Annotated in this window: 7 protein-coding genes; 2 read left to right on the forward strand and 5 right to left on the reverse strand. The window is 41.9% G+C overall.

Annotation, left to right across the window (positions count from 1 at the left end):
• Positions 1 to 42: 42 nt before the first annotated feature.
• Positions 43 to 498, reverse strand: a complete 456-nt coding sequence (locus H5187_RS16715; RefSeq protein ID WP_182740449.1) for a hypothetical protein — start codon at positions 496 to 498, stop codon at positions 43 to 45.
• A gap of 531 nt (positions 499 to 1,029) precedes the next feature.
• Here H5187_RS16715 and H5187_RS16720 point away from each other — a divergent pair.
• On the forward strand, positions 1,030 to 2,850 hold the full coding sequence (locus H5187_RS16720) for a methyl-accepting chemotaxis protein (protein WP_259399454.1): 1,821 nt from the start codon (positions 1,030 to 1,032) through the stop codon (positions 2,848 to 2,850).
• A gap of 114 nt (positions 2,851 to 2,964) precedes the next feature.
• Complete coding sequence (locus H5187_RS16725) at positions 2,965 to 4,020, forward strand: porin (RefSeq protein ID WP_182719196.1); 1,056 nt, start codon at positions 2,965 to 2,967, stop codon at positions 4,018 to 4,020.
• A gap of 134 nt (positions 4,021 to 4,154) precedes the next feature.
• Here H5187_RS16725 and H5187_RS16730 read toward each other — a convergent pair whose 3' ends face one another.
• The 4 genes from H5187_RS16730 to H5187_RS16745 form a co-directional block, all read right to left on the reverse strand.
• Positions 4,155 to 7,277, reverse strand: coding sequence for an efflux RND transporter permease subunit (locus tag H5187_RS16730; RefSeq protein ID WP_182798069.1), 3,123 nt, complete (start codon positions 7,275 to 7,277; stop codon positions 4,155 to 4,157).
• Between the two features lie 8 nt (positions 7,278 to 7,285).
• A complete protein-coding gene (locus tag H5187_RS16735; protein ID WP_182719194.1) occupies positions 7,286 to 9,031 on the reverse strand; it encodes an efflux RND transporter periplasmic adaptor subunit in 1,746 nt (581 codons plus the stop codon).
• Positions 9,021 to 10,346 (reverse strand): TolC family protein, encoded by a 1,326-nt coding sequence (locus tag H5187_RS16740; RefSeq protein WP_182719193.1) that lies wholly within the window; start codon positions 10,344 to 10,346, stop codon positions 9,021 to 9,023. Before H5187_RS16740 ends, H5187_RS16735 begins: the two co-directional genes overlap by 11 nt.
• A gap of 87 nt (positions 10,347 to 10,433) precedes the next feature.
• The gene (locus tag H5187_RS16745) at positions 10,434 to 10,802 is read right to left on the reverse strand and encodes a hypothetical protein (RefSeq protein ID WP_149980515.1); all 369 of its coding nucleotides are present in this window, start codon (positions 10,800 to 10,802) and stop codon (positions 10,434 to 10,436) included.
• Positions 10,803 to 10,860 lie beyond the last annotated feature (58 nt).

The following is a 10,860-nucleotide window of genomic DNA, read 5'->3' on the forward strand; positions in this document are numbered from 1 at the left end:
GCTGAATTTGGATAGCATGCGCTACCCAAATTAGATCTTCTATTACATATCCATATGGCGATTAGTACTTTGCATCATTTGCTTTAATCCTTGATGTTCAAGCTCCAGCAATTGAGATAGTTTCTCTTTACCTGTTGGCGTTTCTGCACGACTAAGTAAGTATTGATAAAGATTGATCACCTTTTGATGCTGATCTGATATATAACCTTGCATGGCTTGCTCATCAACACGCGTATCACGGTTTAAATCTGTAAAATTAATCAGTTCAGAGTTTTCAGCAAAGTACTCGTAACAATAAGTATCTAAGGTATTGATCTCCGTGATGGCTTTAAAACCAACTAAATCCTCAGCCAACTTTTTTTCGTACTTAACAAAATAGTCTGCCAGCATTTGGTTATGCTCTGCTAAATCGTCTCTGAGACTAAAAAAATTTGCCGCCATTTGGGTATGAAATAGTACAGTCCAGTCGTACACTTCTTGTATTGTTTTAACTTGCATGTGCGTTCCTTAATTAACCCTAGTAACCATACTCTTGCGTAAAACGTGCCAATAAAAAGTTAAATTAAAACAGAGAGATATTGAAAGTAAATCACCCAAACTCGTATAAGTTACAAGTCATAGGGTAATTTTTATAGAGTGGTGGTACAAAAACGGTGGCTCATATTTAAATTATGACTAATTGATGTGACATAAAACACTCGCAAATTCTAACCTTAGTAGCCAAGTAGCGTTTCATCTTAAAGCATAAGTAAATGCAAAACATGACATCCCAAGTTTGCTGATAACTTAGCTGACAATGTGAAATCTCTACAACCCTTAGCTGGGAATCATAAATAAATTTTACATCGCTATGCTGGTGTAATTTCTAATGTTTACTAATATTCATTTGTTGATTGATGAAAACAGTAAATTATTTCAGCTTGAGCATATGCTCTTTTTATTGGTGGTTAACGCTTTATGGATAAGTATTCCCTTCGAAAAAAAATATTAATTATTACTTTTTTTTGCTTTTTTATATTTTTTATAGCGATGCTAATACAGAGCTTAAATGCATTACAAAAAAATATAGATTCCGCATTACGAGAAGAAATAAATTTAGTCTCAGATGTATTTACAAATGGGGTTGGTGATTGGATGTATGACAGGCGTCAGGCTGTTATTAAACTGTCTAAAGTTATTGCTGACCATCCTGAAGTAAAACCTTATATTTTGCTTGACCAAGTAAAAGAAAGTTTAGGTTTTTCGCTTGTTTACTATGGTAATGAACAAGGAGAAATGTACCGTAACGACCCTAACCTTAATCCACCAAATTATGATCCCAGAGTACGGAGTTGGTACAAAGGTGCATTAGAAGAAAATGGTAGTTTTTTAGCTGCTCCTTTTGTTTCTGCAAGCACCCAAGAATATGTGGTTACTCTTTCAGAGCCAGTGAGAAAGGAAGGTGAGATAGTTGGTGCAGTTGGCGCTAATTTAACTTTAGCTCAATTAACTAAATATATAAATGCTCTCGATGTACCTGGCGATGGATATGCCATCATTGTTGACAAAAGCGATCAAGTTGTTGCTCATCCTGATACAAAAAAACAAAGTACTAAAGCATCAGATCTCGATAAAAGCTTTACGGGTCAGTTGTTAGAAAAGCTAGTGACTAAGCATACTTTAGAAGAAATGACCTTAGATAATCGCGAGCGACTTATTTTTGCACAGGCTATTCCTAACTCCAGCTGGTCAATTATTTTAGTAATGGACAAAGATACTTTATTTGCACCTGTACGAAGCCAGCTTATTACTCAAGTGATCATCAGCACTGCAATGTTAATATTTGTACTGTTTATCATCTCATTTTTGTTAAAAATCATGCTCAAAAACTTAAGTTCTATCACTCAAAATTTAGATGCTATTGCTAATGGTAATGGCGATTTGACAGTTAGGTTAGAAGTGAATAGTGGCGATGAAATAGGCCAACTTGCATCGAGCTTTAACCGTTTTGTTGAACAATTACATGGCATTATAAGTCGACTGAGTGACGCATCAACAATATTGCTAAGTGAAGCTGGTGATGTATCTACAGCAACAAATAAGCAAAACGATAGATTACAGCGTCATCAAAGTGAAATTCATATGGTTGCAACTGCGGTAACTGAAATGGCTGCGGCAACAAAAGAAATCGCTGCTAATGCAGAACAAACTGCACAATCATCACAAAACTGCGTAAGCGTTACAGAGCAAGGCCGTTTTGGCGTTGAGCAAAGTCAAAAATCTACAAAAGTCCTAGCTGATGAGGTCGAAAAAGCGAGCGAAATTATTCGTGATTTGAATAAACACGCGCAAGAAATAACATCAATTTTATCTACTATCAGCGGTATTTCAGAGCAAACAAATTTACTGGCATTAAATGCAGCAATTGAAGCAGCAAGAGCTGGGGAGCAAGGGCGTGGCTTTGCTGTAGTTGCCGATGAAGTAAGGGTTTTATCACAACGAACTTATACTTCGACTCAAGAAATCCAAGGCATGATTGAGTCACTACAAAGCGCAGCACTAAAAGCGGTAGATGCGACTGATAAAGGTAAAGGAATGGCCAACCAAAGTGTTGAAGATGCTCAAAAAGCGAATCAAAGTCTCGGTAAAATATTAGAATCGGTTAGTGTGATAAATGACATGGCAGCACAAATTGCCACCGCCGCTGAAGAGCAATCAGCTGTCACCTTAGAAATCAGTCGCAATACTGAGACAATCCGAGGGGTCGGTGATGAAATGTTTGAAGCAAGCCAATTAGCTGCTGAACAAGCTCAAAAATTACACGACTTAGGAAGACAGATTAACAATGAAGTGAGTAAGTTTAGACTGTGAAGTGAACCTTTAGATTATCAGTAAAATAAACTTAATTTTGAATGCTTAAAAATTAAATTTTAATAAGCAACTGAATAAAAACAAATTTAGTAACAAAAATAATTAGAGGTTTATATGAAATCAGAACTTAGTCCACTTTTTGTAGGGGTTATTCTAACGTCTTTTCTTACTATTACTAGTAATGTAAAAGCAGCTGAGCCAAGTATCAAGGATATAGATTTTTATGCTTCTATACGTTTAGGTGTAGATAATATTGACGCAGGTACATCTGATGATGGGGCTAATGGCCGCGACTTTTTGAGTCGTATAGGTGCTAAAGCGAGTATCAAAATAGATGACAATTTAACAGCAGTCACGAGAGTTGAATATGGCCTGAGAGAAGAGAATGCAGTTGATTTAACTCAAAATAATGGCCCGACTCTTCGTCAAGCCTACGTTGGTTTGAAAGGTGATTTTGGTGAAGTTTATTTCGGGTCTCAAACTTTATTATGGAATACCTATGTTAGAAGCGCTTATTTTTCAGATGGTATAGATACTATTCGACAAGGTAATGTACGAGACGATGATTTACTACAGTATTTTTATAAACAAGGTAATTGGAACTTTGGTGCTGGGTTACAATTTAAAGGGCAAGATGGAAGCTCTGTTGATCAAATGCAATTAGGTGGAGAATATAAGTCTGGACCTTATAAAGTGCAAGCGGCTTGGTCTAAAGATAACCAAGGCGATAATAAAGGTAACCTATATGGGTTGCGTGGTTGGTGGGATGTTAATGATGCTGTGACATTGTCAGCTTTTGTACATAAAGCAACCAACATCTACGATATTTATGGGGGAAGTAGTACTGGAACGGTTCGATTGAAAGATGCTGATGTAGAGGGTAATAAGAATGCAATTAACGCATGTAGCTCTGAAGATAGAACAAGTAGTGGTTTATATGCCAGTTACCTATTCGGTAAAAATAAAATCCATACTCGTTATGCTATAGACAGTTGTGATATATCAGGTGATGTAGATTCCGTTAAAATCGAATATATACGTTATTTGAGTAAAGCTTTAAGGGCTTGGGTAGCATACGAAGACTTAAGTAACGATGAACAACGCAAACCTACTACTAGCTCCGGCAAAGACATGTCTCAATTACAAGCTGGCGTTAGATTTGATTTTTAAACAAGCAAATCTACACATTACCTATCGATTACTTTCAAAAGTATATCAACATTGAATCGTCGCAGTACCCGTTTTACGAGGTTCTGCGACTCTGGTCAAACAAAGTTTGATGGGCTCTGTATTTTTAATTCAACTTACGAATTTAGGCCCCGCTTTCGCCATAACAAATATACGGCTGGCAGTACCAACAATGTTAATACAATCGCGCTGAACATGCCGCCGACCATAGGAGCGGCAATGCGGCTCATTACTTCACTGCCGGTGCCTGTGCCGTAAAGTACGGGGAGCAAACCGATTATAATAGTGGCGACTGTCATCATCACTGGGCGTACTCGCAGGCCTGCGCCTTCGACTATGGCTTGTTTAAGCTCCGCAAAACTAAGCGTTGTACCTGCTAGCTTGGCTTGAGCACACTTTTCTTGGTAGGCTTGATTTAAGTACACCAGCATAATCACGCCAATTTCCACCGCGACCCCGGCAAGGGCAATAAAGCCCACCCCCACGGCGACTGAGAAGTTAAAGCCCTCTAAGTACATTAACCAGATGCCTCCGATCATCGCCAGCGGTAAGGTTGCTATTATAATTGCCACTTCTACAAAGCTTCTAAAGTTGAGGTACAACAACACAATTATAATCGCTAAGGTCAGTGGTAATACATAGGCGAGCTTTTCTTTGGCGCGCTCCATGTATTCATATTGCCCTGCCCAGGTTATTGAATAACCTGCTGGTAGCACTAGTTTTTCGTCAAGCACTTTGCGCGCATTGTCGACATAACTACCAATATCAATGCCATCAATATCAATAAAGCTCCAGCCGTTTAAGCGGGCATTTTCGCTTTTTATGCCCGGCGGACCATCTTCAATAAATACGTCAGCCACATCGGCAAGAGCAATGCGTTGCCCTGCAGGGGTGACTATTGGCAATAGCATCAGTTCTTCGGGGGAATCCCGGTAGTCTTGCGGATAACGTAAGTTTACCGGGTAACGCTCTTGCCCTTCGACCGTTTCGGTTACATTCATGCCGCCAATTGCGGTGGCAACCACTTGCTGCACATCGGCAATATTTAAGCTGTAACGGGCGGCTTTTTCACGGTTGATATCGACCTTTATATAACGCCCACCCGCTACTCGCTCAGAGTAAACGGAAGCCGTGCCGGGTACATCTTTAAGTAACACTTCAATCTGCTGGCCAATTTTTTGAATCTCGCTCAAATTTGGTCCCGCAACTTTAATGCCCACAGGGGTTTTAATCCCAGTTGCCAGCATATCAATACGAGTTTTGATCGGCATCACCCATGCATTAGTCAGGCCTGGAAACTTCACTAAGCCGTCGAGTTCTTTTTTCAACTTGTCTAAGGTCATGCCTTCACGCCATTGATCTTTTGGCTTGAGCTGAATAAAGGTTTCGATCATGGTCAGTGGCGCAGGATCGGTTGCTGTTTCTGCCCGGCCGACTTTACCAAACACGGTTAACACCTCTGGCACTGTGGCGATGAGCTTATCGGTTTGTTGTAAAATCTCGCGCGCTTTCCCAATAGATAAACCAGGATAAGTCGTCGGCATATACATTAAATCGCCTTCATCCAGCGGTGGAATAAACTCACTGCCAATTTTATTGACCGGATAAAAGCCAATAACAGCGACCACCACAGCCAGTACTAAAGTCATTTTAGGGAACCGCAAAACCGTGTTCAGCAGCGGCTTGTAAGCATTCACTAGCAAGCGGTTTACTGGGTTGTTTTGCTCAGAAATAACTTTGCCGCGTATAAAGTAACCCATTAATACCGGTACTAAAGTGATTGCCAAGCCCGCAGATGCGGCCATGGCATAGGTTTTAGTGTACGCTAACGGAGCAAACATCCGGCCTTCTTGGGCTTCTAAAATAAACACTGGCATAAAGCTCACGGTAATAATCATTAAGCTAAAAAACAGCGCTGGACCGACTTCACTGGCAGCATCGGTGACAACTTGCCAGCGGTTTTCATCGGTTAGTGGCATTTTTTCCATGTGTTTATGCATGTTTTCGATCATTACAATCGCGCCGTCGGTCATCGCGCCAATGGCGATAGCAATACCACCGAGCGACATTATATTGGCGTTTATGCCTTGCCAATACATGATGATAAATGCCGTTAATATTCCCAGCGGTAAAGTGATAATTGCCACCAAGGACGAGCGTACATGGAACAAAAATACGATGCAGATAAGCGCCACTACCACTAGCTCTTCAAATAGTTTGCTGGTGAGGTTATCCACTGCATTTTTGATCAGATTAGAGCGGTCATACACAGGCACAATTTCTACCCCATCGGGTAAGCCTTTGCTGAGTGATTCAAGTTTTGCTTTCACCAGCTCTATGGTTTTTTGTGCGTTTTCGCCATAGCGCATCACCACTACGCCACCAGCTACTTCGCCCTCGCCGTTTAGCTCAGCAATGCCACGGCGCATTTGTGGCCCAAGGCGAATATCGGCTACATCGCGTAATTGCAGCGGTGTGCCGTTGGCATTCACCCCAAGTGGAATTGCCTCTAAATCAGCGACGCTTTTTATATAACCGGTGCTGGTTACCATGTATTCGGCTTCGGCCATTTCCACCACCGAAGCGCCCATTTCTTGGTTACCTTGCTTAATTGCGGTTTGAATTAAACTCAGTGGTATACCATAAGCACGCAGTTTATCTGGCTCTACATTGACTTGATATTGCTTCACCATACCGCCCACTGAGGCCACTTCTGACACCCCTGGTACGGTTTGCAATTCAAACTTTAAAAACCAATCTTGCAAGCTGCGTAACTGGCTAATGTCGTGCTGATTGGTTTTATCCACCAGCGCGTATAAATAAATCCAACCTACACCGGTAGCATCTGGGCCCAGCTCTGCGGTTGCGCTGTCGGGCAAGCGGCTTGCTACTTGACTTAAATACTCTTGCACTCGACTTCTAGCCCAGTAAAGATCGGTGTTTTCATCAAAGATGACATATACGTAGGAATCACCAAAAAATGAAAAACCACGTACTGTTTGCGCCCCGGGTACTGAGAGCATCGCGGTGGTAAGTGGGAAAGTAACCTGATCTTGCACCACCTGTGGCGCTTGCCCTGGGTATGAGGTTTTTACAATCACCTGCACATCGGATAAATCAGGTAAGGCATCAACTGGGGTATTTTTTACCGCAAATAAACCACTGCCAATGAGTATTGCTGTTAGCAATAATACAAAAAAGCGATTGGTAACGGACCAACGAATAACTGCTGCTATCATAAAGCCTCCTAATGTCCGTCATGCGATGACATGGCGCTATTGTCACTAGTTCGCATGCTTGATTCAGTATCGATACGCTGGATCACGAACTCACCATCTTGCACACTAAAAGTAAATGTCAGCTGTTGCTTCGGCTCAAGGCTACTTAAATCAATATGTTCAGCAAACATAAAGTCCATAGTGGCCGGATCTCGGTGCCATTTCTCAATTGCACCACGGCTAATATTGGCAGTGCGCTGGGCTTTATTAATGCTGTTGATAGTACCGGTTACGGTCGCCATATTTTGCGCTTCGCTCATCATATGGGTGGAATCCATAATATGAATGCCGCTAATCATATAACTGCTATCGGCTTTTTTAGTCAACTCAAAATGCAGTGTTTGCCCAGCTTGCAGCGCTTGAAAATCAACGCTATCGGCAACCGTAAAGTCCATTTTCATACTAGGCCAATCGAGCTCTTCAATAGGGTCATGGCTGATATTCACCATACGGCGATCTGCCATTACACTATTAACGACTCCTTTGCCCCACACGCTAGTGGTAGCTTCTGGTGTTTGCATGCGCTTAAAATCAGAGCTTTTGCTGGATTCTGAATCTAACAAGAATTGCGCTGACGTCACCACTTCATCATCGGCTTTAACGCCCGCTAAAATAACGGCGTTATGGCTATCACTGCGGCCCAGTTCGACTGCCACCGATTTAAAGCGTCCTTCGCCTAAAGCGATAACAACACGGTCTTGGGAACCGGTGCGGATCACCGCTTCTTTAGGTACTATAAGTTGTTGCTCAGCAGCTTTAGCATGGATGCTTACTTGCGCAAACATATTCGGTTTTAGTTGGTGATCTTGATTATTAAAGCGTAAACGCACCCGCAAAGTACGGTTTTTGGCATCCAATGTTGGGTAAATATAATCGACCTTACCGCGCCAGCTTTGTCCGGCAATATAATCTAGAGTCATAGTCACCGGTAAACCGACTTCAATAAGCTGCGCTTGCCGCTCGAATACCTCGGCTTCTACCCAAACTTCATCAAGTTGAGCAATACTCATCATTGAGGTGCCTGGCTTGACATAAAAACCTTCGCGCACATTAAGTTCATCAACCACACCACTTTGGCGAGCATAGAAGGTAATATTTTGCATCACCTTTTTATTAACTTGTAGGCGCTCGACAAAACCATCCGACACATTCAGTGCTTTTAAGCGCGCTTTGGCTGCACGAATAAGCACGGTGTTATTACGATCAACAGCCAGTACAAATTCTTCTTGAGCATTTACCAGTTGCGGAGAGTATAAGGTATACAGCGGTTCCCCTTGTTTTACCTGATCGCCAGCGGCTTTAACGTACAGCGTTTCTATCCAGCCTTCTACACGCGGGTGAATATGCACTAACTGATCTTGATTGTATTGTACGTAGCCCACCGTTTTTACTTCACTTTGCAGTGCCTTGAGCTGTACTTTAGCCGTTCTAACCCCTAAATTATTAATAACAGCAGGGGAAATTGTCACAGCACTGGGACCATCTTGATTGTTGTCAGCTCCTTCACTATACACAGGTACTAAGTCCATCCCCATTGGTGAAAGCCCTGGTGCATCACGGCGATAATTACTATCCATAGGCGCAACCCAATATAATGGTTTTTTCTCTGCGCTGATCACCTCAGGCTCTGTACTATTACCGAAAAAATACAAGCCACTAGCAGATATTCCTGCACCTATAAGTACTGCGATAAGCAATTTTAAATTAGTGTTCACGGTGCTCTCCTGCTAATTGCTCAACCATCACAGCAGCATCTTTGCTACTAGCGTAATAATTCAGGCGAGCAATAATAATTTGTTGATCAATCTCTATGTTTAACGCATCAATTTTGGCATTCAGTTCGCTAATTCGGGCGCGCATTACTTCTGAAAAGTCACCATCATCACGGGTATAAGCATTTAATGTAGCTTGTGCTTGCTCTGCCATTTGTGGCAATAATTTAGTTTGATAAAGTGCATCACGCTTTGCTAATTGGGGCAACTGACTAAACTCTTTAAAATACATCCCTTTTAGCTTTTGTAATGCAATTAGTTTTTGAGTTTTCACCGCCTCAGCCATAGCTATCGCCGCATTAACTTGTTGGTCTTGGCGGTTATCAGTAAATAGTGGTAAATCAACACTCACACCAACTGAAAACAGATCCGCTCGGGAATCCCCCATTGGCGTATCATCGCGATAACCATAGCCCATATTTACCCCAAACTGCGGTTTATAGCCTTGTTTTGCCACCTCAACTTCTGTTTGTTTAGCCGCTACTGTTTTATCAAGCGCGACAATCGCTGGATGCGCCATTAATAATGGCATCAACTGTGCAAATTCAAGTTGTGAAAAATCAACTAAAGGCGCTATATCATGACGTTTTGCGCTGACAGGCTGAGTTAACATGTTGATTGGTAACCATTGCGATAAACGCTTTTTCGCGCTTTCGAACTGCAGCTCTAACATCATTAATTTATCTTCAAGGCGGGTTAACTCTAGCTGCGCTCGAATAATATCTTGTTGGCGGGTGTTACCTACTGAGCTGGCATAACTCGATTCAGTAATATCAATAAGTTGCGAGAACAATGCTTTATCTTGCTCAATTAACGCAATACTTTGCTGGGCACGATACGCATTGAGCCAAGATTCAATAACAATGGTTTTTACTTGAGCGAGTCTGTCGGCTCGTAGCCAAGGATATTGCTGCGCTGACTGCGCTAACGCATGCTGCTTAAGCGCTAAGCTATCGCCACGGCTAAACATTTGGCTCACGCCAACTTTTAATTGGGTCATGCCTTCTTGGTCAAAAGCAAAACCGTCGGTAGGTAAATTCATTAAGCCCACCGTTAATACTGGATCCGGCAGTGTGCCTGCCGCTAAACTTTGTGCTTGTATAGCAGCTTGTTGATATTTGCTGGCGGTTAGCCATGGCTCATTATCAAGTGCATAGCTGAGCGCTTCATCAAGGCTTAATTCATTACTGTGTGCTGGAATTGCAGTTGTTAGCATAAGCGCTAAAAAACTGACTTTAAATACTGCGAAGTGATTCATCACTTACTCCACTAAAATTAAAAGACAACTAAATTTAGGGGGCAGAAAAGGTGATTTAGGTAAATTTTAGACGCACCTATCCTGCAATTAAGCAGGCATAGGGGGGCGATACAGTGAACTGGCTATACGATGTTGATTTTGCGGGATATAAAGTTGTACTTTTTCAGACGTCGTCAGTATAACGGTAACTAACACACTCATGTTTAACATTGAGTGGGTACTGCAGGCGCTCATTGGACAACCACACTCTTGATTAGCGCTTGCGTCATCGTCACAACAATCCATGTTCATCATACCCGCAGACATGTCGTGATGCATATCACTACTATCAGCCATAGTTGCATGCGGTTGACTCATGTGTGGCATATCACAACTCATAGTTACAGACGCAACCGCTTGACCCACTAAAGTGAGCAATAAAACGACTGTGAATAAACTAATATAAATGCGTTGCAAAAAAGTGCCTTTTATAAATTAGGTTCTAGGTTCTAGGTTCTAGGTTCTAGGTTCTAGG

Source organism: Pseudoalteromonas sp. SG44-1 (assembly GCF_014164315.1).
Taxonomy (GTDB): domain Bacteria; phylum Pseudomonadota; class Gammaproteobacteria; order Enterobacterales; family Alteromonadaceae; genus Pseudoalteromonas; species Pseudoalteromonas rhizosphaerae.

What these genes read in the sequence shown, in the direction of transcription:
- H5187_RS16715 (WP_182740449.1), bottom strand. Translation starts at nt 498, where the DNA reads ATGCAAGTTAAAACAATACAAGAAGTGTACGACTGGACTGTACTATTT.
- H5187_RS16720 (WP_259399454.1), top strand. Translation starts at nt 1,030, where the DNA reads ATGCTAATACAGAGCTTAAATGCATTACAAAAAAATATAGATTCCGCA.
- H5187_RS16725 (WP_182719196.1), top strand. Translation starts at nt 2,965, where the DNA reads ATGAAATCAGAACTTAGTCCACTTTTTGTAGGGGTTATTCTAACGTCT.
- H5187_RS16730 (WP_182798069.1), bottom strand. Translation starts at nt 7,277, where the DNA reads ATGATAGCAGCAGTTATTCGTTGGTCCGTTACCAATCGCTTTTTTGTA.
- H5187_RS16740 (WP_182719193.1), bottom strand. Translation starts at nt 10,346, where the DNA reads ATGAATCACTTCGCAGTATTTAAAGTCAGTTTTTTAGCGCTTATGCTA.